Origin of the sequence: Stenotrophomonas acidaminiphila, assembly GCA_002951995.1 — a bacterium.
GTDB lineage: Bacteria > Pseudomonadota > Gammaproteobacteria > Xanthomonadales > Xanthomonadaceae > Stenotrophomonas > Stenotrophomonas acidaminiphila_A.
This window is the reverse complement of sequence record CP019797.1, coordinates 3,460,421-3,485,598: the sequence shown is the minus strand read 5'-3', so window position 1 is coordinate 3,485,598 and position 25,178 is coordinate 3,460,421. Positions and strand designations below refer to the sequence as shown.

General features: G+C 70.5%; 22 protein-coding genes. 13 read left to right on the top strand and 9 right to left on the bottom strand.

Features of this window, described 5'->3' with window-relative positions; translation table 11 throughout:
• Positions 1 to 13: 13 nt before the first annotated feature.
• The 7 genes from B1L07_15575 to B1L07_15545 form a co-directional block, all read right to left on the bottom strand.
• Complete coding sequence (locus B1L07_15575; GenBank protein AUZ56649.1) at positions 14 to 2,203, bottom strand: sulfatase-modifying factor protein; 2,190 nt, start codon at positions 2,201 to 2,203, stop codon at positions 14 to 16.
• A gap of 29 nt (positions 2,204 to 2,232) precedes the next feature.
• Complete coding sequence (locus tag B1L07_15570) at positions 2,233 to 3,174, bottom strand: ribokinase (protein AUZ56263.1); 942 nt, start codon at positions 3,172 to 3,174, stop codon at positions 2,233 to 2,235.
• Positions 3,171 to 4,373, bottom strand: coding sequence for a hypothetical protein (locus B1L07_15565; protein ID AUZ56648.1), 1,203 nt, complete (start codon positions 4,371 to 4,373; stop codon positions 3,171 to 3,173). The genes B1L07_15570 and B1L07_15565 overlap by 4 nt, the downstream gene beginning before the upstream one ends.
• A 302-nt stretch (positions 4,374 to 4,675) precedes the next feature.
• Entirely contained in the window at positions 4,676 to 6,868 is a 2,193-nt protein-coding gene (locus tag B1L07_15560) for a TonB-dependent receptor (GenBank protein AUZ56262.1), read from the bottom strand.
• Between the two features lie 269 nt (positions 6,869 to 7,137).
• On the bottom strand, positions 7,138 to 8,073 hold the full coding sequence (locus B1L07_15555) for a LysR family transcriptional regulator (GenBank protein AUZ56261.1): 936 nt from the start codon (positions 8,071 to 8,073) through the stop codon (positions 7,138 to 7,140).
• Positions 8,074 to 8,104: 31 nt separating this feature from the next.
• Positions 8,105 to 10,522, bottom strand: coding sequence for a sodium:solute symporter (locus tag B1L07_15550; protein ID AUZ56260.1), 2,418 nt, complete (start codon positions 10,520 to 10,522; stop codon positions 8,105 to 8,107).
• A gap of 25 nt (positions 10,523 to 10,547) precedes the next feature.
• On the bottom strand, positions 10,548 to 11,411 hold the full coding sequence (locus tag B1L07_15545) for a CoA ester lyase (protein ID AUZ56259.1): 864 nt from the start codon (positions 11,409 to 11,411) through the stop codon (positions 10,548 to 10,550).
• 143 nt (positions 11,412 to 11,554) lie between these two features.
• Here B1L07_15545 and B1L07_15540 point away from each other — a divergent pair, with 143 nt between their 5' ends.
• Positions 11,555 to 12,325, top strand: coding sequence for an exodeoxyribonuclease III (locus tag B1L07_15540; protein ID AUZ56258.1), 771 nt, complete (start codon positions 11,555 to 11,557; stop codon positions 12,323 to 12,325).
• Positions 12,326 to 12,412: 87 nt separating this feature from the next.
• Here B1L07_15540 and B1L07_15535 read toward each other — a convergent pair whose 3' ends face one another.
• Positions 12,413 to 12,667 (bottom strand): transglycosylase, encoded by a 255-nt coding sequence (locus tag B1L07_15535; protein ID AUZ56257.1) that lies wholly within the window; start codon positions 12,665 to 12,667, stop codon positions 12,413 to 12,415.
• Positions 12,668 to 12,754: 87 nt separating this feature from the next.
• Here B1L07_15535 and B1L07_15530 point away from each other — a divergent pair, with 87 nt between their 5' ends.
• Both B1L07_15530 and B1L07_15525 read left to right on the top strand, forming a co-directional pair.
• On the top strand, positions 12,755 to 13,351 hold the full coding sequence (locus B1L07_15530) for a 4-phosphopantetheinyl transferase (GenBank protein AUZ56647.1): 597 nt from the start codon (positions 12,755 to 12,757) through the stop codon (positions 13,349 to 13,351).
• A 105-nt stretch (positions 13,352 to 13,456) separates the two neighbouring features.
• On the top strand, positions 13,457 to 14,116 hold the full coding sequence (locus B1L07_15525) for a 16S rRNA (guanine(527)-N(7))-methyltransferase RsmG (protein AUZ56256.1): 660 nt from the start codon (positions 13,457 to 13,459) through the stop codon (positions 14,114 to 14,116).
• A 218-nt stretch (positions 14,117 to 14,334) separates the two neighbouring features.
• On the opposite strand, the gene B1L07_15520 is transcribed toward B1L07_15525, so the two are convergent.
• Positions 14,335 to 14,916 (bottom strand): hypothetical protein, encoded by a 582-nt coding sequence (locus B1L07_15520; protein ID AUZ56255.1) that lies wholly within the window; start codon positions 14,914 to 14,916, stop codon positions 14,335 to 14,337.
• A gap of 612 nt (positions 14,917 to 15,528) precedes the next feature.
• On the opposite strand from B1L07_15520, the gene B1L07_15515 reads away from it, so the two are divergent.
• The 10 genes from B1L07_15515 to B1L07_15470 all read left to right on the top strand — a co-directional run bounded on the left by B1L07_15515 (position 15,529) and on the right by B1L07_15470 (position 25,165).
• Entirely contained in the window at positions 15,529 to 16,326 is a 798-nt protein-coding gene (locus B1L07_15515; protein ID AUZ56254.1) for a chromosome partitioning protein, read from the top strand.
• Positions 16,326 to 17,240, top strand: a complete 915-nt coding sequence (locus B1L07_15510) for a chromosome partitioning protein ParB (GenBank protein AUZ56253.1) — start codon at positions 16,326 to 16,328, stop codon at positions 17,238 to 17,240. The genes B1L07_15515 and B1L07_15510 overlap by 1 nt, the downstream gene beginning before the upstream one ends.
• Before the next feature lie 34 nt (positions 17,241 to 17,274).
• Positions 17,275 to 17,577: a mitomycin resistance protein gene (locus tag B1L07_15505; protein AUZ56252.1), complete on the top strand. Its 303-nt coding sequence runs from the start codon at positions 17,275 to 17,277 to the stop codon at positions 17,575 to 17,577.
• Between the two features lie 200 nt (positions 17,578 to 17,777).
• Complete coding sequence (locus B1L07_15500) at positions 17,778 to 18,743, top strand: protein CapI (GenBank protein ID AUZ56251.1); 966 nt, start codon at positions 17,778 to 17,780, stop codon at positions 18,741 to 18,743.
• Between the two features lie 71 nt (positions 18,744 to 18,814).
• The gene (locus B1L07_15495) at positions 18,815 to 19,537 is read left to right on the top strand and encodes a dolichol-phosphate mannosyltransferase (GenBank protein ID AUZ56250.1); all 723 of its coding nucleotides are present in this window, start codon (positions 18,815 to 18,817) and stop codon (positions 19,535 to 19,537) included.
• A gap of 2 nt (positions 19,538 to 19,539) precedes the next feature.
• Positions 19,540 to 19,872: a hypothetical protein gene (locus B1L07_15490; protein AUZ56249.1), complete on the top strand. Its 333-nt coding sequence runs from the start codon at positions 19,540 to 19,542 to the stop codon at positions 19,870 to 19,872.
• Between the two features lie 144 nt (positions 19,873 to 20,016).
• The gene (locus B1L07_15485; protein ID AUZ56646.1) at positions 20,017 to 21,804 is read left to right on the top strand and encodes a hypothetical protein; all 1,788 of its coding nucleotides are present in this window, start codon (positions 20,017 to 20,019) and stop codon (positions 21,802 to 21,804) included.
• Positions 21,805 to 22,466: 662 nt separating this feature from the next.
• A complete protein-coding gene (locus B1L07_15480; GenBank protein ID AUZ56248.1) occupies positions 22,467 to 22,850 on the top strand; it encodes a hypothetical protein in 384 nt (127 codons plus the stop codon).
• Between the two features lie 54 nt (positions 22,851 to 22,904).
• Positions 22,905 to 24,176, top strand: coding sequence for a cation transporter (locus B1L07_15475; GenBank protein AUZ56247.1), 1,272 nt, complete (start codon positions 22,905 to 22,907; stop codon positions 24,174 to 24,176).
• A complete protein-coding gene (locus tag B1L07_15470; protein ID AUZ56246.1) occupies positions 24,173 to 25,165 on the top strand; it encodes an efflux transporter periplasmic adaptor subunit in 993 nt (330 codons plus the stop codon). The genes B1L07_15475 and B1L07_15470 overlap by 4 nt, the downstream gene beginning before the upstream one ends.
• The last annotated feature ends 13 nt before the right edge of the window (positions 25,166 to 25,178 follow it).

Here is a 25,178-nt window from a genome sequence, read left to right as displayed (position 1 = left end):
CTGATCGCCGCGCTCATGCCGCGTCCACCACGCAGCGGAAGCCGAGCATGCCGCTGCGGTCCTTGGCCGGCGCCATCAGCAGGTACTTGCCGTGCTGGTCCAGCCGGTAGGCCTGCGGGAAGTACCAGTGCGAGGTCTGCGGCTGGTAGCTGGAACCGCCGCGCAGGATCGCCGCGCGGGTGTGCTCGTCGACGAACTCGTCGGTCCACTGCCACACGTTGCCGACCAGGTCCTCCACGCCGAACGGGCTGGCGCCGTCCGGGTGCGCGTCGACGTCGTCCGGCGGCAGGATGCGGCGGCCGCGGTTCACCCGCGGCACCCGGGCCGGGTCCCAGTCGTTGCCCCACGGATACAGCCGGCCATCGCTGCCCTGTGCGGCGTACTGCCATTCCCATTCGTGCGGCAGGCGCTTGCCGGCCCACGCGGCGTAGGCGCGCGCGTCCTCCAGCGATACCCAGGTCACCGGCTTGTTGCCCCAGCCGGGGCGCGGCGCGCCGTCCACCCAGTGGGCGAGGAAATTGATGTCGTCGGCCGGGTGGTAGCCGGTGGCGTCGATGAACGCCTTGAACTGCGCGTTGGTCACCGGATGACGGTCGATGTGGAACGCGTCCATCCGCATGCGCCGGCGGTGGTGGCGACGCGGGCAGTCCTCCCACGGGAACTGCACGTCCTGGCCGGCCCAGTTGAAGCCCTCGATCTCGACCCCGCCGACGGCGAACACGAACTCCCCGGCCGGAATGGTGACCATGCCCGCCGGCGCGCTGGCCTGCGGCGGCGTCGGCGCGATCGCGCGCAACTGCTGCGGGGCCGCCTTCCAGGCGCCGGAGTAGCTGTTGAGCGGCTGTACCGCGCGCCGCGCGGTCTCGGCCAGGAACGCGTCCAAGCCGTCCAGCACCACGCCCGGGCCGACGCTCAGCACCGCGCCGAAGCCCCGTGCTTCCATCGGCAGTTCGATCACCGCCACGCCGTCACGGATCGACGGCGACAGTTCCACGCCGTGCCACACGTCGTAGTAGCGCGTGCCGTCCACGTGCGGCAGGCCGATCTGCTCGCCGTTGACCGCGTATTCGTTGCGGTTGATGAAGGTATGCAGGCACAGGCCCTCTACCGGGAACCGGCTGGCGAAGATGCCGCCCTGGTAGCAGACCTGGTACGGCTCCCAGTCCTGCGACACCACCAGCTGCGGGAACTGGCGGTAGATCGCGGCGATGCGGCGCAGCGTTTCGCCGTCACGCGCGGTGAACTGGTTCCAGATGCCCCAGATGTTCTCCCAGGCGTTGTAGCCGATGCCGTTGAAGAAGCAGTACTGCAGGTCGTGGTTGCGGTTGCGGCCCCAGCGGTTCTCGTAGTTGACCATGTGCCGCGGCTCCAGCCACTTCCACTTGGACACCGGCGGCACCGGGCCATCAGGCGCCTTCTTGCCCCAGCTCTGCACGTTCCAGATCAGCTGTTCCTCCGAGCTGATGGTCGACTCGGGCTGCACCACCACCGGGTTGCCGTTGGCATCGCAGGCGTCGAAGAACGCGCGCGGCACGCCGTTGAAGGTGTCGCCGTTGATGCCGTCGGCGCCGGTGGCCTGGATGATCTGCGCCATCCCGTCCCAGTGCGTCACGCCCGGGTCGCGGGTGCCGTGGTCCCACGGCTTGGCCGGCAGGAACACGCGCACGCCGCGCTTCTGGAACGCCTGCACCGCGGCCTTCAAGCCTTCCAGGCCGCCGGGCAGGGTGTGCGCCAGGTCGAACTGGTTGCGGTCGTCGATGCCGATGTTCGGGTAGACGTACCAGATCAGCACCGAATCGATCCCGCCGAAGCGCGCGACCAGGTCGTCCAGGTACCTGTCCACGGTGTACTGCGCGGTGTCCACGTCGAAGAAATAGCGGTCCTCGACCATCATCTGCGCGTGCACGAAGTTGCGCTGCGCCCACTGCAGCTCCGGGCGCCGGTAGTTCACGTCGGTGTAGCCGATCCGCACCAGGTGCTCGCGGCGCCAGTCCTTCAGTTCGGTCAGCCAGTCACCGGCGCTGGCGTTGGCGTCGATCATCCAGCTGCCGATGTCGGCGAACGGCCAGGCTGGCGCCTTGCCCGGGGTGGGCAGGTAGCGGCCGGTGGTGACGTGGGAGAACTTGTACTCGGTGGTGATCGCCTCACGCCCGTGGTCGGCGGCTTCGTTGTCGTAATCGGGCGTGGTGTACGGCGTGGTCATGGCATTCATCCAGCGGAAAACGGAAAGGGTCAGAGCGCGCAGGCGGTCGCCAGCGCGGCATGGGCGTCGGCAGCGGGGACGCGGGCGGCATCGGCCAGCAGTGCGGCGACCTCGGCATGGTCGGGGATGCTGGCCTGCGCCCCCAGCCGGGTGCAGGCCAGCGCAGACGCGGCGCTGGCGCCGAGCAGCGCCTGTTGCAGCGTCTTGCCGCGCGCCAGTGACGCCACCAGCGTGCCGCAGAACGTATCGCCGGCGGCGGTGGTATCCACCGGTTCGATGGCGAACGCCGGCTGCAGCAGGATGCGGCCCTCGCTGCGCGCCAGGCAGCCGCGCGCGCCCAGGGTGACGATCACGCACGGCACCTGCAGCCGCGCCAGGCCGGTGGCCAGGTCCGGCGGGTGGCCGGCGACCACGGCCAGTTCGCCCTCGTTGACGATCAGCATGTCCAGTTGCGCCAGCAGCGCCGCCGGCAGCACCTGCGCCGGTGCGGCGTTGAGCGCCACCTTGACCCCGGCCGCGCGTGCGGCGCGTGCGTAGGCCAGCACGGCATCGAGCGGGGTTTCCAGCTGCAGCAGCAGCCATTGCACCCCGTCCAGCGGCGGCAGGTGCGCCGGTTGCAGCGCCAGGTTGGCGCCGGGCGCGACGGTGATGGCGTTCTCGGCGTCGTCGGACAGGCAGACGAAGGCGGTGCCGGTCGGCAACCGTGCGTCGCGCACGAGATGCAGCTGCACGCCGGCATCGCGCAGGGAGGTTTCGATGGGCCTGGCGAAGTCGTCCTCGCCCAGCGCCAGCAGCATGCGCGTATCGGCGCCGCCGGCGCGCGCGCAGGCCACGGCCTGGTTGGCGCCCTTGCCGCCGGGGAAGGTCTGGAAGTCGCGGCCGAGCACGGTTTCGCCCGGCGCCGGCACGTGCGCGGCGCGCACCACGAAATCGAGATTGGCCGAGCCGGCAACGAGGACGGTGGAGCTCATGGAATGGCCTGGTAGACGAGGTTGTAGAAGCGGGTCGAAGGCGAGGCCAGCGGCCGGTCGCCAGCGGGCAGGTACTGCAGCATCAGGATCGCCACCAGCTGCTCGCGGCGGTCGATGGTGAAGTAGGTCGATGCGGCACCCGACCAGCCGAACTGGCCGGCGCTGCCCAGCCTGCCGCGCGCGGCGGGGTCGGTGACGACATACCCGCCGAGGCCGAAGCCTTCGCCCGGCCCCTGGCTGGCCACCGCCGGCGCGAAGCCGCCGAGCTGGTCGGCCATCATCAGATCGATGGTCTTGCGCGACAGCAGCTGCCGCCCGTTGCCGCGGCCGCCGTCGAGCAGCATGTGCGCGAACCGCAGGTAATCGGCGGCGGTGGAATACAGGCCGCCGGCGCCGCTGTCGTAACCCTTCAGGCGTACGCCGGGGGTGCGGGCGCTGGCGGTATCGGCCAGGCGCAGGCGGCCGCCGTCGCCGCTGGTGGGCAGTTCGACCACGCGTCCGCGCTGGGCGACAGGCACCTCGAAGCCGGTGTCGTGCATCGCCAGCGGATCAAGGATGCGCTGCTGCAGGAACCGCGCGAACGGCTGGCCGCTGACCACCTCCACCACCCGCGCCAGCAGTTCGGTGTTGCTGCCTTCGTAATGGAAGTGGGTGCCGGGCGCGTCGGCCAGCGGCACGTTTGCCAGCCGCGCGGCCACGTCCGCCAGCGACGTGGCGCCGTCGACGCCGGCGGCGTCCAGCAGCCCGCTGGCGACCGGGTGCGCGGCCGGGTCCGCGGCCAGCCCGCTGGTATGGGTCAGCAGGTGGCGCAGGGTGATCGCCCTGGGCGACGGCGCCAGCCGCGGATGCGCGGGATCGCCGCCGACCACCACCTGGCGGTCGGCGAGTGCCGGCAGGTAACGCGACAGTGGATCGTCCAGCGACAGCCGGCCTTCCTCCATCAGCATCAGCACCGCCACCGAGGTCACCGGCTTGGTCATCGAGTAGATGCGGAAGATGCTGTCCTCGCGCAGCGGCCGGGTGCCGGCGCTGTCGGCATGGCCGCGATGGCCGCGGAAGACCACGCGGCCCTGGTGCTCGACCACCGCCACCGCGCCGGGAAAACGGCCGGGGCCGGTAGTGTCCTGCAGGAAGGCGTCCAGCCGCTGCCAGCGGTCGTCGTCGCGGGCGCCGGCCGGCGCGGCGCAGGCGGCGGCCAGCAGCACCGCCAGCAGCCAGCGCGCGGGCGATCGCCCTGCCGGGGATGCGGTGGTGCCGGTTGTGGATGCCGTGGAGTGCATGCTGCGGTTCCGTATGGCCGGCCGTCGAGGCGCGGAAGGGAGCGGGGCGTGCATTGGCGCCGGGTGCGCCTTGCCGGGACCAGCCTAGACGCAGGGCGCGCCGGCGCAAAGGGAAGTCCGCTTGCTTCAGGCCACAGCGATGCCGGGGTGATGCCGGCGCGCGCGGGGTGCAAACGAAAGCGGCGCCCCGGTGAACCGGGACGCCGCTGGGGGTGACGCGATCAGAACTTGATGCTGTGGCTCAGCGAGACCATGCGGCCACGGCCGGACCAGTAGTTCTGCCAGCCCGGCAGCTGCGACCAGCTGAGGATGTACTGCTTGTCGAACAGGTTCTCGATGCCCAGCGACAGCTTGCCGTAGCGGCCGGTGTCGTAGTTCACCACCAGGTCGAACAGCACGTAGCCTTCGGTGTTCTCCTCGTTGCGGTACACCGTGCCGGTGTCCGGACGGGTGTGGGTGGCGCGCAGGTCGCGGTCCAGCAGCTTGGTGGCGCCGAGGGTGACATTGGCTTCGGGCAGGAAGTTCCACGCCACCGAGGCGCCGATCTTGTCCGGGTTGATGTCCAGCACGCCCATCTTCTTGATCAGGCCCGAGCCCGGGTAGTACTCGGTGGTGCCGCGGATGCGCGAGTACAGCGCGGTGACCTTCCAGGCGTCGCTGAAGCGCCATTCGCCGTTGGCTTCGAAGCCCTTGATGCGGGTCGGTGCGCGGCTGAGGATGAAGTCATTGGTGCGCGGGTCGATGGCCAGCGAGGTGCCGAACTCCGAGCGGCTGTCGTAGTAGGACATGCCCAGCGCGCCACGGTCGCCGCGCCAGTTGAAGCCGTACTCGCGGTTGTCGACGATGATCGCCTGCAGGTCGGCGATGCGGTCCACCGACTGCCCCGGCACGTTGATGTTGCGCAGCGGGATGCCGATGTTCGGCAGGCCGAAACCTTCGCCGTAGGAGGCGAACACCGACAGCTCGTCGGTCACGCGCCAGATCGCGCCGAGGTTCTTCATGTTCTCGGTGTACTTGAGCCCGCCACCCTGCACGAACACGCTGTTGCGGTAGGCGGTGGTGGTGTAGCTGTCGACCTTGAGCTCGCCGTCCTCGCGGCGCAGGCCGCCGCTCAGCGTCACCGGGCCGATGTCCCAGGTCAGCTGCGCGTACGGCGCGGTGCTGCTGTACTTCATCGGCGGCACCCACAGGCGGTCGGTCAGCGCCAGCCGCTGCGCGGCCTCGTCCTTGACCAGGTCCACGCCGGCGCGCAGCTGCAGGCCTTCCACGCCGAACACGTCGCCGCGGGTCCAGGAGCTGCGCAGGCCCTGTTTCTTCGAGGTGATTTCGGACTGGTCGAAGATGCGCTGGTTCTCGTCGAAACCGGGGCCGACCTTGACCAGCTGCTTGTCGTCGCCGTTCTCCGGCAGGTAGCGCATGGCCTGGTCGGCCCAGTAGTAGTCGGCCACCAGGGTGCCGCCGAACAGGTCGCCGTTGCTGTAGTTCAGCGCGAACTGGGTGAAGTCGTTGAACTCGGCCAGCGAGCCGGCGACGGCGCCGCGCTCGGAGGTATTGGTGGTCGGCACGGGGCAGGTCACCGGGTCGTAGCGGCAGCCTTCGACCTGGCGGTAGTTGGCCTTGCCTTCGATCTTGAAGCGGCTGTAGCTGGCCTGCAGGCGCTGCGCGCCGGATTCGCCGAAGTTGTAGCCGGCCTTCAGGAACAGGTTGCGGGCCTCGGAATCGGAGGTCGAGCCGCTGGTGTTCATGCCGATGCGGCGGCCATTGCCGTCGTAGGAAATGCCGCGGTCGATGTACGACGCGCTCAGCAGCGCATCCACGTCGTCGCCCTTGTAGGCGTGGTTCACGCCCAGCTTCCAGCCGGCGCTGTCGTCGCCGAACTGGGTGGAGTAGCGCGACACAACCTCGGTCTCGTGGCCCTCGACGGTCGGCACCTTGGAGATGTAGTTGATGATGCCGCCGGCCGCGCCGATGCCTTCGGAGGCGGACGGGCCGTTGATCACCTCGATGCGGCCGACCACGCCCATGTCGGTGAAGGTGCCGTTGCGGTTGCCCTCGCGCAGCGGCGAGCCCTGCGGGATGCCGTCGAACAGGCGCAGCGCGATGCGGCCGCGCAGGGTTTCGCCGGTGTTGCTCATCGCCTGCGACGACTCGGCGTAGCCGGGAACGGTACGCGCCAGCACCGCGGTCGCGTCTTCGGTCAGGCTCAGCGTGCGCTGCACTTCTTCCTTGGACACCAGGGTGATGGCGCCGGGAATCTTGTCGATGGCGGTGGCGGTGCGGGTACCGGTGACGATCACCTGGTCCAGGTCGATGGCCTTGTCCTGGCGCTTGTCCTCGGCGTCCTGCGCCCAGGCGGCGCCGGTCATGCCGGCGAGCAGGGCCATGCCGATGGCGGCCGTAAGTGGCTTGATCATTGATTCTCTCCCCCGAAGTGGATTGCGGCGCCGACGACCGGGGAGTCGACCGTGCCGGATATCGCGTCCGGGCTTGCGCCCGTCGGGCCGGGGTGGAGGACGATCCTCTACGGGATCTGGCCACGCACCGGCCGGTCTTGGCCGAAGACTAGGTGCGGCTTCATGACGATAGAAGCGCGCAATCGTATGTTCACTGCCTAGGATTTGTTGCCGATCGCGCCGCTCCGGCGCATGCGCACAGGGCGCCCGGCCGGGCGCGGCGGGCGTGGCTAGGACTTGCCGGGCAACAGTTCGGCGCGGCTTTCTTCCAGCAGCGCGTTGACCTGGCGGATGCGCACCGACGAGCGCGACCAGACCATGCCGATGCGGCGCGGCTCGCACGGTTCGGGCAGCGGCAGCCGCGCCACCGCCAGGCCTTCGGGCCATGGCCGCGCCCAGTCCGGCACCAGCGACACGCCGAGCCCGCGGTCCACCATCACCGCGATGGCGTTGAGCGCGTTGAGCTCGAACCGCTCGCGCGGCACGATGCCGACCCGGCGCAGGTACTCGTCGGCCTGGCGCCCGCCCCATTCATGGCGGTCGTAGCGGATCAGCGGCTCGTCGCGCAGCAGCGCGTGCGGATCGCGCGAGGCCAGCCGTGCCGGCGCCAGCACCACCATCGGTTCCTCGCGCAGCAGCTGCCAGTCGCAGGTCTTGGGCAGCGAGAACGGCGCCTGCAGCACCATCGCCGCGTCCAGGTCGCCGGCTTCCACCGCGCCGTACAGGTCGGCCGAGTAGCCGGGGCGGATGAACACGTTGATCTCGGGGAACTTGGCCACCATCCGCGCCAGGATGTCCGGCACCAGCCCGGCCAGCGCGGTCGGGCAGGCGCCCAGCCGCAGCTCGCCGGCCATGCCGCTCTCGTTGGCCACGCTGCGCAGGTCGGAGACGTCGCGCAGCAGGTCGCGCGCGCGCTGCAGGATGCGCGCGCCCTCGGCGGTGACGCTGACCGTGCGCCCGGCGCGGGCGATCAGCGGCGCGCCCAGCTCGCGTTCCAGCGTGCGGATCTGCTGGGCCACGGCGGCCGGGGTGATGTGCAGCGAACGCGCCGCCGCGGCCATCGAGCCGCGGTCGACGACGGTGACGAAGGTATTGAGGAACTGGGTTTCCACGGCTATGCCCTTTGGCTCGGGGGCAACGCTACAGCAGGGCCCGGCGCGCGGCATCCGACCAACGTCACGGTCGCGCGCCGGCCGTTCATGTGGCGTCCTGGCGGTAGATGGTCAGGCCCTTGAGCGAGCGCGCCGGCGCCGGGAAGCACAGGCTGGCCAGGTAGCCGATCACGATGCACAGCAGGATCGAGATGCCCAGGTAGAAGTACGGGTGCACCAGGTCGAACGACCACGCCAGCAGGGTCAGGGCAATGCTGCCGGCGATGCCGATGGCCACCCCCGGCGAGTTGGCGCGGCGGGTGAACATGCCCAGCGTGTAGGCACCGGCGAAGCCGCCGCCGAGCAGGCCGGCCAGTTCGATGGACACGTCGAACAGCGAATGGATGTCATAGCGCGAGAGCACCAGCGCCAGGCCCATGCCGGCCAGGCCGACGACCACGGTCATGATCTCGGCGAAGCGCACGCTGCCGCGCTCGGTCGGGTTCTTCGCCAGCTTGTCGTAGAAGTCCACCGACAGCAGCGTGGCCACGCTGTTGATGATGCTCGACAGCGTGGACATGGCCGCGGCGAAGATGCCGGCGATGATCAGGCCGGTGACGCCCGGCGGCAGCTCGGCGGCGATGAACAGCGGGAACGTCGCGTCGATCGGCAGCAGCGGGTCCAGCCGCCCCGGGTTGTGCTTGTAGTACATCCACAGCGCGGTGCCGATGCTGTAGAAGATGAAGCCGCCGGGGATCATGATCGCGGCGAAGATCCAGATCGAGCGCCCGGCCTCCTTGTCCGACTTGGTCGCCAGCGTGCGCTGCATCAGCACCTGGTCCTTGGGGAAGGTCAGCACCACGTCGAACACCACCAGGAAGATGAAGCCCCACACCGTGGCCTTGGTCAGGTCGAAGCTGAAGTCCAGCAGCTTGGTCTTGTGCTCGGCCATCGCCGCTTCGCGGATGCCGTCGAAGTCGGCGCCCAGGGTCCACACGATGAAGCCGATGGCGAAGATCGCCCCGCCCATCTTCACGAACACCTGCACGAAATCGGTCCAGACCACCGCGCGCATGCCGCCCATCACCGTGTAGATGATGGTGAAGATGCCCATGATCAGGATGCTCCAGACCACGTCGATGCCGGTGATGGTGGCGATCGCCAGCGCAGGCAGGAACAGGATCACGCTCAGCCGGCTGCCGACCTGCATGGCGATGGCCAGGGCGCTGGCGAGCATGCGGATGGCCGGGTGGAAGCGGGTCTCCAGGTAGGAGAACACGCTCATCAGGTCCAGCCGCCGCAGCAGCGGCACGATCCACACCGCCACGAACATCAGCCCCAGCACCGCCACCAGGTTGTTGGTCAGGTACTGCCAGTTGGTCTCGTAGGCCTTGGCCGGGATGGCGATGAAGCTGATCGAGCTGGTGTTGGTGGCGTACAGGCTGATGCCGGCGGCCCAGAACGGGATGCTGCGGCCGCCGACGAAGAACTCCGATTCCGACGCGGTCTGGTCCTTCAGGTAGAAGTACACGCCGATGCCGATCATGCCGGCCAGGTAGATGACGATCACGCTCCAGTCCAGCCAGCCCAGCAGGTGCTTGCCGCCCTGTACCTCGGCGTAGTGCACGCCGCCGTCGGCGCCGGTCCAGGCCAGGCCGTTGCCGCGCGCGGCGATCTGTACCGGCGGCGGCGCCTGGGCCGCGTCGAGCGTGGCCCAGGCGCTGGTGATGGTGTGGAAGGTGCGCAGGCTGATGTCGCCGGCCTCGCGCACCAGCATCAGCAGGTGCGCCTGGCCCAGCGCGCGCAGCGAGCCGGGCAGGATGTGCCCGCCCGGTGCCGGCGCTTGCTGCCAGCCCCTGTCCGCGGTCCAGCGCCACAGCGCATCACCGGTGGCGTCGCCGATGACCGCGTACAGGCCGCCCTTCTGGCCCTGCAGCGCCACCAGCCGCCCGGCGCCCGGCCAGGCCGGCTGTGCCTGCCAGCTGCCGCCCTCGGCCGCGAGCGCGTGCCGATAGAGGTGCATCGCGCCGTCGGCGCCGGTGCCGGCCACGTACAGCACGTCGCCGAGCGCGGTCGCCTGGGCCTGGCCCAGCGGCGCCGGCAGCGCCAGGGTGCGCCCGGTTGCCAGGGTGCCACCCTGCAGGCGCACGCCCTGCAGGCGGTCGCTGCGGTCGCCGCTGCCACCGCGCAGCAGCCAGGTCTGGCCGTCGGCGGCGACCGCCATGCGGATGTCGTCCGTGGCCGCGGCCGGCGCCAGCGCCAGCGGCTGCCAGGCCTTGCCGTCGGCGGACAGCGCCCAGGCCCTGTCGGCGGACAGGGCGACGTCGCGGCCGTCGATCACCAGCAGGCGCGGTTCGGCCGCATCGGCCGGCAGCGGCGCCAGGGTGCCGGACGTCACCGTGGTCAGGTTGTCCGCCGCGGCGGTGCCGCCCAGCGCCAGCAGTGCCGTCGCCGTGAGCAGGCGCAACCCGCGCAGCAGGCGTCGGGGCAGGGAATGGACGGGCGCTACTGCGGGTATCGGCATCGATGTGGCTCGGCAGGGCAGGGGGTCAGGACGCGGCGTGGGCGCGGCCGGCGGTGGCCAGCAGCGCTTCGGCGCGGCGCAGGAAAGGCAGGTCGATCATGCGTCCCTCGAACAGGAACGCGCCGCGGCCCTGGGCGCTGGCGGCCGCGGCGGCGGCGACGATGCGGCCGGCTTCGGCGAGCGCCGCGTCGGACACGCCGAACACCGCGTTGGCCAGGCCCACCTGGCGCGGGTGGATGCAGCTCTTGCCGATGAAGCCCAGGTCCCGGGCCAGCCGCGCCTCGGCACGGAACCCGTCCTCGTCGGCGACATCGGGGAACGCGCCATCGCAGGCGAACACCCCGGCCTCGGCCGCCGCCATGCGCAGCGCGAACAGGGTGGCGTGGACGTTGTCCGTGGTGCGGGCGACGCCGTTGGGCGCGAACAGATCGCCGAGGCCCAGCTGCAGCCCGGCCACGCGTGGATGCGCGGCGGCCAGCTCGGCGGCCAGGCGCAGGCCGCGCGGCGTCTCGATGTTGAGCAGCAGGCCGATCGGCCGCGCGACGCCGTTGCCGGCCTCGGCGCGTTCCAGCACCGCGACTGCCTGGTGCACCTGCGCCACCGATTCGACCTTGGGCAGGTTGAGCAGCCACACCGAGGGCAACGCCACCGCGGCCAGGTCGGCGGCGAAATGGGCAGTATCGGTGCCGTTGCAGCGTACGATCAGCAGCCGCCCGCTGGCGGCGACGTCCGCGCGGCGCAGGAACCCGCCGACCTGTACCCGGGCGGCGGCCTTGCCGGCCTCCGGCACCGAATCCTCCAGGTCGAATGACAGGACATCGGCCGCGCCGGCCAGCGCCTTGTCGAACAGTTCCGGGCGTGCGCCGGGCACGAACAGCTTGCTACGCATGGTTTCCCCTCATCCTGCGGGGCAGTCTGCGCGATTCGGAACGCTGAAAAAGTGTATTCCCCGACATTCATGCAATAGCGTTTGTTTGCAGTGCCGGCGCCGCCGCCAGCCCGGTGCGCGGCGCCAGGCCGTAGAATCGCGCCATGAAAATCGCCTCGTGGAACGTCAATTCGCTCAATGTCCGCCTGCCGCACCTGGAACAGTGGCTGGCCGGCTTCGCCCCGGACGTGGTCGGCATCCAGGAAACCAAGCTGGAGGATCACAGGTTCCCGGACACGCGGCTGCTGGAACTGGGCTACCGCAACGTGTTCGCCGGGCAGAAGACCTACAACGGCGTGGCGCTGCTGGCGCGCGACCCGATCGAGGACGTGCAGGTCGGCATCCCCGGCTTCGACGACGAGCAGAAGCGGGCGATCGCCGGCACCGTCAATGGCGTGCGCGTGGTCAACCTCTATGTGGTGAACGGGCAGGACGTGGGCACCGACAAGTACGCCTACAAGCTGCGCTGGCTGGAGGCGGTGCACGGCTGGATCGCCGACGAGCTGCGGAAGTACCCGAAGCTGGTGGTGCTGGGCGACTTCAACATCGCCCCCGACGACCGCGACGTGCACGACCCGGCGGTCTGGAACGGCGACCACATCCTCACGTCGACCGCCGAGCGTGGCGCGCTGAACAAGCTGCTGCAGCTGGGCCTGCACGACGGTTTCCGGCTGCACAACGACGCCGCCGGGGTGTTCAGCTGGTGGGATTACCGCGCCGCCGGCTTCCGCCGCGACCTGGGCCTGCGCATCGACCTGACCCTGGTGTCCGAGGCGCTGCGGCACAAGGCGGTGGCCGCCGGCATCGACCGCGAGCCGCGTACCTGGGACCGCCCCAGCGACCATGCGCCGGCCTGGGTGGTGGTTGAGGAGTGAGAGAAAAGAAGGAGTGAGAAGTGAGAGAAAGGCAGGGGCGCGCCCGCTTTTTCCCACTCCTCACTCCTCTTCACTCACTCCTTGGTTCTACCGGATGCTCTTGCGCGTGAACAGGTTGACGATGGCCAGCAGGATCACCGCGCCCACCAGTGACAACAGGAACGACCGCAGGGTGATGGCGCCGTTGATGCTGCCGCCGCTGAACAGGAAGCCGGCGATCATTGCGCCGATGATGCCCACCACGATGTTCAGGATGATGCCCTGCTGCGCGTCGCGGCGCATGATGAGGCTGGCCAGCCAGCCGACTACGCCGCCCACGATCAACCAGATGATGATGCCCATGCCGATGTCTCCTTTCGTGTGTGCACCCGGAGCGGTGCGACCGGTGCAGTCAAGACGATCGGGCGTGAAGCGCTTGTGGACCGCGGCGTGGCGTTGATGCAGACGCTTCAGGCCTGGCGCTTCGGGCAGGTCAGGGTATGGCAGCTGCCGCACCAGCCCGGCGCGCGTGGCGAGCCGCAGGCGCGCGAACTGCTGGCGGCCGAACTCGGCACCACGCCGCAGGCGCTGCCGCTGACCCGCGACGAGCGCGGGCGGCCCTGGCTGATCGGCGAACTGGCCCATTACGGCACCGGCTGGAGCCACAGCGGCGGCCACCTGCTGGTGGCGCTGGGCGAACACGCCCGGCTCGGCGTGGACCTGGAACAGCAGCGCCCGCGCCGGCAGATGCGGCAGGTGATCGCGCGCTTCTTCCATCCCGACGAGATCGCCTGGCTGGACGGCCTGGACGATGCCGCCCGCGAACACTGGTTCTTCCGCGTGTGGTGCGCCAAGGAAGCGCTGCTCAAGGCGCATGGACACGGCCTGTCCTTCGGCCTGCACCGGTTGTGCTTCGCTCCCGGCGCGGACGGTGCGCTGCGCCTGGCCTGGTGCGACCCCGGGCTTGGCGAAGCCGCGCGCTGGCACCTGCACGAATGGCAGGCCACGCCGGACTTCCGCGCCGCGCTGGCGTGGTACCCGTTTTGAGGAGTGAGCGAAGAGGAGTGAGAAGTGAGTAAAAGCCAAGCGCTCCCGCTTCTTCTCACTCCTCACTCCTCTTCACTCACTCCTGCCCTTTGCGATAATCCGGCCATGAACGACACTTCCCTCCCGCCCGGCGTGGCCGACGAACTGCAGCGCGGCCTGCAGGCCATGGGCCTGGACGCCGCGCTGGCACCGCCGCTGCTGGCCTACCTGGCGCTGCTGGTGCGCTGGAACCGCACCTACAACCTCACCGCCATCCGCGACCCGCACGAGATGGTCACCCGCCACCTGCTCGATTCGCTGGCGATGGTGCCGCACGTCGAATCCGGCACCCTGGCCGACCTCGGCACCGGCCCCGGGCTGCCCGGCATCCCGCTGGCCATCGCCCGCCCGCAGCTGCAGGTGACGCTGGTGGAGAGCAACGGCAAGAAGGCGCGCTTCCTGCGCGAAGCGGTGCGCCAGCTCGGCCTGGGCAACGCCCGCGTCGCCGAATCCCGCGCCGAAGCGCTGGACGAGCCGGCCGCCTACGACAACCTCACCGCGCGCGCCATGGACACCCTGGCCGGCATCGTCGCGGTCGGCGGCCACCTGCTGCGCCCCGGCGGCCACCTGCTGGCGATGAAGGGCGTATACCCGCACGAGGAAATCGCCGCGCTGCCGGCCGACTGGCACGTGCTCGAGGTGCGCCCGCTGCCGGTGCCGGGGCTGGTCGGCGAGCGCCACCTGGTGGTGTGCAGCCGCGGGAGCACCGGGCAGGACGGCAAGTAGGCCACCCTCGACGCGCTCTGGTATCCGCGCTTCCTTCCGTCCGTCCCGGGCCGAGCCGGGGGCGGCGGTGGCGGTGGCTGGATCGGCAGCCATCGTTCCCGCTGAGAGCCGGCGCCCGGGTTGCCCGCAGCTCAATGTGGCGGAGAACCCGCCGTCCACGAGCGGATAGCCAGCAAGAGACTCCGTCCGCGCGCCGACGGTTCCCGGGGGCCGGTCAGCTAATGGCAGGCCGAGAGCTCCTCATGCAATCCGTTCATGCCCCTGACCTTGGCAAGTTCGGCTGATTTCGAGCGATATCCGATGGCCTGCGTGCAATCGGCATAGCCGTTGGCCAGGAGTACGCCGATGACATCAGCGTTGCCTTCAAGAATGGCGGTGGCCATGGCATCGGCGTGGCCCGGGGTGCGATAACCCGCGGGTACGCCAAGTTTCAGAATGGCCTGCGCCGACCTTGGGCTGTTGCACAGGGCCGCAGCGGCCAGGACGGCAAACTTCTGCTCTGTGGAAACATCGAACAGAACGCCGTCAGAGATGCGCTCCACCAGTTCGGCATCGTCGTAAGCGACGGCGATCTTTGAAATGGCCTCGTAATTGTCGCGTACCTGGTCCACATTGCCTTCCAGGATGGCTGCCCAGGGAGCGCCGTCCGCCCGGGCCCTTTTGCCGACGATCGTCAGGATTGGCGAGGCTTGATAGGTGACGTCCGTTTCGACGATTTCCCGGCAGGGGTACGCGCCGGCCAGGATTGGCTGGCCACAAAGCCAGAAGAACAAACAGACCGCCACTGCCCGGGGGATCATTCGCCACCTCCATGACCTTGACCTGGCCGGATTCCCGGCCAGGCACTCGCCCGCGTAGGGCACATCATTCCCGCATCGGCCACGGCAGGTTGCCCACGCCTGCCAGGGCGTGTGGCCCGCCGCGTCCGGGTTGGGCACGCCTTGGCGCTCAAGCAATTCATTGCCCGGGTTTCCCCTGCGTGACCGCTTCAGGCCGTTGCCCGCGCCGGCTCACCGGATCATACCGTTGAAGCGATGGGATTCACCTGGCGTCCGGCGGGCCGCAGGCACTGCTGGATTCCCCTGCAGGCCTGGTGGGCAGGACCATACCGCGTCCGCATCGGGGTGGCACCATTGGTCCGGCTCGTGAGCACGGGCGGGCCTTGCCGAGGTGCCAGGGGTGATTCCCGCGCCACCCACGTGCGGCAGGACATTGCGGTCTCCACAAGGACAAAGACGCCGTTGGTCGTCTGGCAATGCTGGAATCCGCTGCGGCCCATCGCCCTGCCTGGCGGGCCCGGCCGCAGGGTTCCCGGGGCGCCATCGTCTGTTCGCGGGCCCGGATTTCCCCGATCCGGCCCCCAGCCCGCATAATGGCCAGTCCCAACCTTCCAGCCCATGAGGCCCATCCGCATGGCTCGCATCATCGCCATCGCCAACCAGAAAGGCGGCGTCGGCAAGACCACCACCGCCGTGAACCTGGCCGCCGCCCTTGCCGCAGCGCCCCGGCGCGTGCTGCTGGTCGACCTGGATTCGCAGGGCAACGCGACCATGGGCAGCGGCGTGGACAAGCGCGAGGTCGCGGCATCGACCTGCGACCTGCTGCTGGGCGAGAGCGCCGCGGCCGACATCCGGGTGAAGGCGCCGGAGGGCTACGACCTGCTGCCGGGCAACATCGACCTGACCGCGGCCGAGATCCAGCTGATGGAGCAGGAAGGCCGCGAACAGCGGCTCAAGCGCGCGCTGGCGCCGATCCGCGGCGAGTACGACTTCATCCTGATCGACTGCCCGCCGGCACTGTCGCTGCTGACCCTCAACGCGCTGGCCGCCGCCGACTCGGTGCTGGTGCCGATGCAGTGCGAGTACTACGCGCTGGAAGGCCTGAGCGCGCTGGTGGAGACCATCGAGGCGCTGCGCGCCAACCTGAACCCGGCGCTGGAAATCGAAGGCGTGCTGCGCACCATGTTCGACGTGCGCAACAACCTGGCCAACGCGGTCTCGGCCGAGTTGACCGAGCATTTCGGCGACCGCGTGTTCCGCACCATCGTGCCGCGCAACGTGCGCCTGGCCGAGGCGCCGAGCCACGGCCAGAGCATCGTCGGCTACGACCGCACCTCGCGCGGCGGCGTGGCCTACCTCGGCCTGGCGGGCGAACTGATCCGCCGCACCGATGAACGCAACAGGGCCGTCAGGGCCATGGAGGCTGTCTGATGAGCGCTGCGAAGAAACGTGGACTGGGCCGTGGCCTCGATGCGCTGCTGGGCCCCAAGGGCGCGGTGACCCCGGTGTCGGTGGCGGCGGTGGCCGAGCCGCAGCCGGGCGAGGTGCTGCGCAAGCTGCAGATCGACCTGCTGCAGCCGGGCAAGTACCAGCCGCGCCGCGAGATGGACGAGGCCAAGCTGTCCGAGCTGTCCGAGTCGATCAAGGCCCAGGGCGTGATCCAGCCGATCCTGGTGCGCCAGGTCGAGGGCGGCAGGTACGAGATCGTCGCCGGCGAACGCCGCTGGCGCGCCTCGCGCCTGGCCGGGCTGGACGAAGTGCCGGTGGTGGTGCGCGAACTGGAAGACCGCACCGTCATCGCCATGGCGCTGATCGAGAACATCCAGCGCGAGGACCTCAACCCGCTGGAAGAGGCCGAGGCGCTGCAGCGGCTGATCTCCGAGTTCTCGCTGACCCACGCCGAAGCCGCGCAGGCGGTGGGCCGCTCGCGCGCCTCGGTGTCCAACCTGCTGCGCCTGATCGACCTGCCCGCCGGCGTGCGCGTGCTGCTGGAAAGCCGCCGCCTGGAAATGGGCCACGCCCGCGCGCTGCTGACGCTGGCGCCGGAGCTGGCGACCAAGCTGGCGCAGGACGCCGCCGACGAAGGCTGGTCGGTGCGCGAAGTCGAGCACCGCGCCCAGCAGTTCGCCGCCGGCAAGGTGCCCGGGGCGCGCAAGGCCAGGCCGGTGCCGAGCGCGCCGCAGGCCGACATCGCCTCGCTGGAGACCGAGCTGTCCGAATCGCTGGGCACCAGGGTCGCCATCAACCACGGCCGTGGCGGCAAGGGCAAGCTGGTCATCCACTACACCGACCTGGACACGCTCGACGGCGTGCTGGAGAGGCTGCGTACCCGTCAGCACGGCTGACGTTCCCTCCCACCCCCGAGGTGCATGCAAGGCAATGAACCCCACCAAGGTCGACCGCAATCACCTGTTGCGTCTGACCGACCTGCCGAATGTCGGGCCGGCCTGTGAAAAGGATCTTCGTCTGATCGGAATCCGGGTTCCCGCGCACCTGCGCGGGCGTGATCCCTATGACATGTACGCGCAGCTGTGCCTGAAAACCGGCGTGGTGCACGACCCCTGCGTGATCGACGTGTTCCTGTCGGTCGTGCGCTTCATGGAGGGCGGCGATCCGCAGCCGTGGTGGGCCTTCAGCCGCGAGCGCAAGGCCGCCCTGGCGCGGGACCCGCTGACGCTGTGAGCGGGCGTCCCGGTCCACGCCGGCAGGCGCGGCGGCGATAATGGCCGGCATCCACCCACCGCCGCCCCGCGGGGCCGGGTGTGCAGCGGCGGCCCAGGCGCCGCACGCCGCGCAACCGCTGCCGGCCGGTGGCGGTGCCGGTGCCGATGCCGCTTCCCCGTGGAGCGGCGCTTGACCCCGTTTATTTCCGGACCAGACAGATGACCGTTCTCGTCACCGGCGCCGCCGGCTTCATCGGCGCCTACACCTGCCAGGCCCTGGCCGCGCGCGGCGCGCGCGTGGTCGGGCTGGACAACTACAACGACTACTACGACCCGCAGCTCAAGCGCGACCGCGTCGCCGCGCTGTGCCCGCAGGTCGACATCCGCGCGCTGGACCTGACCGACCGCGACGGCCTGGCCGCGCTGTTCGACGAGATCCGCCCGTCGCGGGTCATCCACCTGGCCGCGCAGGCCGGCGTGCGCTACTCGCTGCAGAACCCGCATGCCTACGTCGACAGCAACCTGGCCGGCTTCGTCAACATGCTCGAGCTGTGCCGCCACCGCGGCGTGCAGCACCTGGTCTATGCATCCAGCAGCTCGGTGTACGGCGATTCGGCCACGCCGCCGTTCTCCGAGGACCAGCGCGTGGACCGGCCGCGCTCGCTGTACGCGGCGACCAAGGCCGCCAACGAGCTGATGGCATACACCTACGCGCAGCTGTACGGCCTGCGCGCCACCGGGCTGCGCTTCTTCACCGTGTACGGCCCGTGGGGCCGGCCGGACATGGCGCCGCTGTTGTTCTCGCGCGCGGTGCTGGCCGGGCGGCCGATCGAGGTGTTCAACGAAGGCCGCATGCGCCGCGACTTCACGCATGTTTCCGACATCGTCGCCGGTATCCTCGGCGCACTCGACCACCCTTCGGAGGACGGCGTGCCGCACCGGGTATTCAACCTCGGCAACCACACCCCGGTGGAGCTGGAACGCTTCATCGAGGTGATCGCCAGCGCCGCCGGGCGCCCGGCGCTGAAGGTCTACAAGCCGATGCAGCCGGGCGACATGGTCGAGACCATGGCCGACACCGCGCGCGCCCGCGCCGCCTTCGGCTTCGACCCGGCCACCCCGATCGAGGCCGGACTGCCGCCGGTGGTGGCCTGGTGCCGCGACTACTTCGGCGCCGCCGCCTGACCCCTCTTCCAGCCAGCCGCGTACCCGAAAATGCGCGGTCTTTCCTCTTTACTGCACGAACGGATCCCGCGATGAGCCAACCCGCACTTTCGGTGGTCGTCCCCGTCTTCAACGAACGCGACAACGTCGCCCCGCTGGTCGCCGAGATCACCGCCGCGCTGCGCGGCCGGGTCGATTTCGAGATCGTCTACGTCGATGACGACTCCAAGGACGACACCCTGCAGGTACTGCGCGCGCTCAAGGCCGCCACCCCGGAGCTGCGGGTGCTGCACCACGTCAGCCAGAGCGGGCAGAGCACCGCCGTGCGCACCGGGGTCAAGGCCGCGCGCGGGCCGTGGATCGCCACCCTCGACGGCGACGGCCAGAACGACCCGGCCGACATCCCGAAACTGCTGGCCGCGCGCGACGCCGCCGCGCCCGCGGTGAAGCTGTTCGCCGGCTGGCGGGTCAACCGCCAGGACTCCGGCTCCAAGCGCTGGGCCAGCCGCTGGGCCAACCGCATCCGCGCGCGCATGCTGCGCGACGACACGCCCGATACCGGCTGCGGCATCAAGCTGTTCGAGCGCGCGGCGTTCCTCGACCTGCCGTACTTCGACCACATGCACCGCTACCTGCCGGCGCTGATGCAGCGTGCCGGCTGGCAGACCGTGAGCGTGCCGGTCAACCACCGCCACCGCACCGCCGGGGTGTCCAAGTACAACAACCTCGGCCGTGCCCTGGTCGGCATCCGCGACCTGCGCGGCGTGGCCTGGCTGATCGTGCGCAGCAGGCGCACCGCGGTCGAGGAGGTCTGAGCATGGATTTCATGAGCCAGCCGCTGCCGTGGCTGGAGTGGACCGGCGTGCACATGTCGCCGTGGAAGCTGATCGGCCTGACCGGCACGCTGATGTTCGGCGGCCGCTGGCTGGTGCAGTTCATCGCCAGCAAGCGCGAGGGCAAGCCGGTGATCCCGCGCCTGTTCTGGTACATGAGCATCCTCGGCAGCCTGATGACGCTGAGCTACTTCATCTTCGGCAAGAACGACGCGGTGGGCATCCTCGGCAACCTGTTCCCCACGTTCACCGCGCTCTACAGCCTGTACTTGGACATCCGCCACCGCGGCTGGAAGCGGGACAGGGCCGGGCACTGAGCCACCGGCGGCAGCCGGCGCCGCGCGGCCGCGCCGATCCGGCCCACGTCCCGGCACGGCGCGTGCGGGCAGGACTTTCGAACCATGCACGGCCGCGCCGCCGGTGACATGATCGGGCTCTGTTTCCCGAAGAGCCCGCCGTTCGTGAAAACCACCCTGTCCGCCGCCCTGCTGCTCGCCCTTGCCCTGCCGGGCGCCATCGTCCACGCCGCCCCCGCCAGGACGTCCGCCCCCGCGGCGCTGGCCGTGCAGGATGCCGATGCGCAGTTCAAGGCGATCTACACCAAGGAATGGGCCTGGCGCCAGGCCGGTGGCGGCGAGGCCAGCGAGGACGCGGACGGCCCGGCCAACGCCACCCGCCTGCCGGACGTCGGCGCCGAGGCGCAGGCCGCGCGCCTGAAGGTATGGGACGACGTGCTGCAGCAGCTCAAGGCGATCGACCCGGCCACGCTCTCGGCCGAGAACCAGGTCAACTACGCCATCTACAGGTACCAGGTCGAGAACCTGGCCGACGCGGTGCGCCTGCGCACCTACGAGATGCCGTTCAACTCCGATTCCTCGTTCTGGTCGAACCTGGGATTCATGGCCCGGCGCGAGATGAAGACCGCGCAGGACTACCGCAACTACATCGCGCGGCTGAACGACGTGCCGCGCTATTTCGACCAGCAGACCGCCAACATGCGCGCCGGCCTGGAGCGTGGTTTCAGCGTGCCACGCGCGGTGCTCGACGGCCGCGATGTGTCGATCTCGACCGTGGCCGCGCTCAAGGACCCCACCGAATCGCCGCTGTACGCGCCGTTCCGCAGGCTGCCGGCCGGCATCCCGGCCGATGAGCAGCAGAAACTGCGCGAGGAAGCGCAGCAGGCGATCGCCGGCAGCGTGGTCCCGGCGTTCGGCAAGCTGCTGGCGTTCTTCCGCGAGGAATACGTGCCGCAGGCGCGCACCACCCTGGCCGCGGAGAAGATGCCCGGCGGCAAGGCGTTCTACCGCCAGCAGATCCGCGAATACACCACCCTGGACATGAGCCCGCAGCAGATCCACGCGCTGGGCCTGAGCGAGGTCAACCGCATCCAGCAGGAGATGAACGCCATCATCGACAAGGTGGGATTCAAGGGAAAGAGCGAGCAGACCCGCTTCGCCGATTTCCTCGAGTTCCTGCGCACCGACCCGCAGTTCTATGCCAAGACGCCGGAAGAGCTGCTGTGGCGCGCGGCCTGGATCTCCAAGCGCGTGGACGGCGTGATCGGCAAGTTCATGACCCTGCCGCGGGCGCGCTTCACCATCGTGCCGGTGCCGCCGGACATCGCCCCGTTCTGGACCGCCGGCCGCGGCGGCATGGGCACCTACTGGGTCAACACCTACAACCTGCCGGCGCGCCCGCTGTACAACCTGCCGGCGCTGACCCTGCATGAGTCCGACCCGGGCCACGCGCTGCAGGGCGCACTGGCCGCCGAGCAGGGCGAGCAGCCGGATTTCCGCCGCGGCGCCTACATCTCCGCCTACGGCGAGGGCTGGGGCCTGTACAGCGAGAAGCTCGGCATCGAGATGGGCATCTACGAAACCCCGTACGAGGATTTCGGGCGCCTGACCTACGAGATGTGGCGCGCCTGCCGCCTGGTCATCGACACCGGCGTGCACCACTACGGCTGGAGCCGCGAGCGTGCCATCGCCTACCTGCGCGACCACACCGCGCTGAGCGAGCACGAGGTGACCACCGAGGTCGACCGCTACATCTCCTGGCCGGCGCAGGCGCTGAGCTACAAGCTGGGCGAAATCACCATCGTCAAGCTGCGCGCGCAGGCCGAGAAGGAGCTGGGCGACAAGTTCGACGTCAAGTCGTTCCACGACGCCATCCTCAGGCAGGGCTCGGTGCCGCTGCCGGTGCTGGAGCGGCAGATCAAGGCCTACATCGAGGAGCGCAAGAAGGCCTGACCGCCCGACGCTCGGTGCGTCCGCCGGCCCGCGGCGCGTCGTGCCGGGTTGTGCCCGGGCATGCGGCCCGCCGCTGGCGGCACCATCCCGGGCCGTGCGCCGGCCGCTGCCAGTGCCAGTGGCCGGCGGCCACGCACGGCGTCCGCGCGGCCGGAGCGCACGCCCGCAGCGCGTCGCACGCCCTCGTCCACGGCGACCGACGCCAGCCGCCTGCGCTACTACACGCCTGACAATGCGCATGAACGCGTGGATCGCCGCGAGGAACGTGCGCGGATCGGCGGCGCGCGTGGCGCTCGCGCGACGGCGCGGGTTGCTGCAACGGGCCGATGGCCGTGGTGCCAGCGCACCGCCGCGTGATCGTGCGCCACGGCCACGCGCGCGTTCCCCGCGAAGATGGCCGGCAGCCGGGCGCAGGGTTCGTCCGCTGGAGCCGCAGCGCCGTTGGCGCACGCGTCCGCTCCCTGGGGTCGCGCCGTTTCCGCGGAGGGTCGTAGGCGCATGCCCGCCGCGGGCGCGGTGGCCGCGCTGCCGGCAACCGCAATGGCACCGCCCAGTGGCTGTGCGCCCCGCACGGCTGTGGGCGCGGTCGGCAGGCCGCGTGCCTGAATGCAAAGGCACCGTGCGATTGTGTAACGCGGCAGGCCGCCGCTACCCTGCCGCGCATGATCGCGTTCCTGCGCCGCCGTCCGCCGTCGCTGCTGCTCCGCCTGCTGGTGCTGGCGGTGATCGCGCTCGGCACCGCCGGCGGCGCGCTGGCGTCCGCACTGGGCGAACTGCACGCCCTGAGCCACGCCGATCATCCGTCGGCCACGCACGATCCGGTGCTGGAAGTCGATACCGGCCATGACGACGCCGACGACAGTGCCCGCCTGCTGCACGCCCTGGTGCATTGCGGCCACTGCCATGGCCACGGCGGCGTGCTGCCGTTCGCGTCGGTAACCTGGGACGTGCCCATGCCGCCGGCGGCGACGGGCGCCACCGCGCACGACACCCACTGGCGTCCGGCGCCCACCGAAAGCCTGCTGCGCCCTCCGATTCCGGCCTGATCCACGTCCGCCGCGCGGACGTCCCGATCCCTTCCCGAAAACCGGAGATTCCCCATGTGGAAACGCCTGGCCGCGCTTGCGGCCCTGGCGATCGCACCGTGCGCCATCGCGCAGGTGCCGTCGCCGCCTGAACCCTTGACCCTGGACGCGGCGATCAGCCGCGTCGCCCGCACCCATCCCGACCTGCGCCTGCCCGTCCTGCAGCGTGCCGCCGCCGAGGCCCGCTACGAGGGCGCCGGCTTCAAGCCACCGCTGGCGTTCGGGGTCGATATCGAGAACGCCCTGGGCACCGGCGCCAGCCGCGGCTTTGACGCCAGCGAGGTCACCGTCTCGCTGGCCGGCGTGCTCGAACGCGGCGGCAAGCTCGACGCCCGCCGCGCCTTGGCGCAGGCCAACATCGACACCCTCGCGCCGCAGCGCGAGGTCACCCGCCTGGACCTGATGGCCGAGGTGGCGCGCCGCTACCTGGCCATCACCGCCGCACGCGGCCAGCGCCGGATCGCGCTGGACGACATCGAGCAGCGTCGCCGCGCGGTCGCCGCCGCGCGGGTGCGGCTGCAGGCCGGCGCCTCGCCCGCCTCCACGCTGATGACCGCGCAGGCGGCATTGGCCCAGGCCGAACTGGACCGCGACCGTGCCATGCAGGCCGAGCGCGCGGCACGGCTGGCGCTGGCGGCGCTGTGGAACGCGCGCGAAGCCGACTTCACCGAGGTCAGTGGCGAGCCGCTGCAGCTGCCGGCGCTGGAGGACTTCCAGCAACTGGCGGCGCTGCTGTCCGATACCCCGGAGCTGGCGCTCATCGCCGGCGAGGCGCGGGTGCGCGAGGCCCAGCTGCAACTGGCGCGTAGTGAGCTGCGCGGCAACCTGTCCTGGCAACTGGGCATGCGCAACAACCGCGACAGTGGCGATACCGCCCTGGTCGGCGGCTTCAGCCTGCCGCTGGGCAATGCCCGCCGCGCAGGGCCGGAGATCCGTGCCGCCGAGGCCGAACTGGCGATGAGCGCGGTGCAGCGCGAATCGCGTGCGCTGCAGCTGTACTCGACGCTGGCCGAGGCCCATGGCCGTTACGCCACCGCGCGGTTGGAAGTGGCGCGCCTGGACAGCGACGTGCTGCCGCAGCTGCAGCGCGCCGAGAAGGCCGCCGAGAGCGCCTGGCGCGCCGGCGCCATCAGCTACCTGGAATGGGCGCAGCTGCAGGCCATGCGCATCGAGGCGCGGCAACGCCAGCTCGATGCCGCGCTCGCCGCGCAGACCGCCCTGATCGAAATCCAGCGCCTGACCGGGCAGCCCCTGGTCGCCACCGCTTCCGAAGGAAACACGCCATGAAGGCTTCGCTGACTGCTTTCCCGATGTTCCGCCTGGCCGCGCTGGGCCTGCTGCTGGCCGCGCTCACCGCCTGCGGCGGCGACCCCGCCGCCACCGCCAAAAATGCCGCCGCGGACGACCACGGCCATGCCGGCGACGAGGGCGGGAACCACGCCGACGAGGACACTGCGCCCGAACAGACCACCATCCCCGCCGCGCGCGCCAAAGCCGCGGGCATCGTCAGCACCGCCGTCGGCCCGGGCACCATCGCCGACGAACACGACGTGCAGGGCCTGCTGGCGCCGATCGACGGGCGCATGGCCCAGGTCACCGCGCGCTTTCCCGGCCCGATCCGCGCGCTGCGCGCCAACGTCGGCGACCGCGTGCGCGCCGGCCAGGCGCTGGCCAGCATCGACAGCAACCTGAGCCTGACCACCTATGGCGTCAGCGCACCGATCTCCGGCGTGGTGCTGTCGCGCCAGGCGCAGGTCGGCGGGGTCGCCGCCGAAGGCCAGCTGCTGTTCGAGATCGGCGACCTCTCGCAGCTGTGGGTGGACCTGCACATCTTCGGCGCCGATACCCAGCACATCACCGCCGGGGTGCCGGTCACCGTCACCCGCATGACCGATGGCGTCAGCCAGTCCACCACGCTCGAGCGCGTGTTGCCGGGCACCGCCACCGCCAGCCAGAGCACGGTGGCCCGCGCCACCGTGGACAACGCCGACGGCCTGTGGCGGCCGGGCGCGGCGGTGCGCGCGCGCATCGTCGTGGCCAGCACCCCGGCCGACATCGTGGTGCCGCTGACCGCGCTGCAGAGCATGGACGGCCGCGACGTGGTGTTCGTGCGCAACGGCGACACCTACCAGGCGCGGCCGGTCACCCTCGGCGCGCGCGACGCGCGCCAGGTGGCGGTCAGCGCCGGGCTGCGCGCCGGCGAAGAGGTGGTGGTCGAACAGAGCTACACGGTGAAGGCCGACATCGGCAAGGCGGGGGCGGGCCATGAGCACTGACTTCGCGCCGCGC